The 636-nt window shown below is 74.4% G+C and carries 1 protein-coding gene; it reads right to left on the bottom strand.

The features are described 5' to 3' along the window. Positions 1 to 636: Hsp70 family protein (locus AC1DYG_RS18775; RefSeq protein WP_477641386.1), on the bottom strand; the 636-nt coding region annotated here is incomplete at both ends.

Genomic DNA, 636 nt, shown 5'->3' with positions numbered 1-636 from the left:
GGCGAGGATCGCGGCGCCGTGCGCGACCGCCCGGCCGGGCTCCGGTGCGGAGACGGTCGGCAGGTCGAGGGTCTGCGCGGCGAGTTCGGCGACCAGCGGCATGGCCGAACCGCCACCGGTCAGCAGCACCGTCCGCACGACGGCGGGTTCGAGTTCGTGGGCGCGGATGCTCTCCTCGACCATCGTCAGCGACCCGGCGACCTGGCCGCGGAGCATCTCGTCCAGTTCGGTCCGCGTCAGGGTGACGCTGGTGTGGACGCCCGCGACCTCGACGGGCACGGCAGCGGTGTCCTGCGTCGACAGTTGTTCCCGGGCCTCGCGGCAGCGTTCGCGCAGCGTCGTCAGTTGCGCACGGGTAGCCGGATCGGCGGTGTCGACCGGCCCGAGATCGGCGGCGACGACGGAGAGCACGTGCTCGACGACGGTGCGGTCGAGGCTGTCGCCGCCGAACAGGGTGGTGTAGGTCGACGGCCGCAGCAGCCCGGCGTCTTCGCCGGTGCGGACCAGCGAGACGTCCAGGCCCGCGGAGCCGAGGTGGTACACCCCGACCACGGCGTCGCCGAGCGGGCCGTGCGCGGCCTCGAGCCAGGCCACGGCGGCCACCGCGTCGGGCATCAGCGTCACCGACGCCTGGCC

It is taken from the genome of Pedococcus sp. P1_H8 (genome assembly GCF_056405175.1).
The sequence above is the reverse complement of the archived record's forward strand: the minus strand, read 5'-3'. Positions and strand labels throughout refer to the sequence as shown.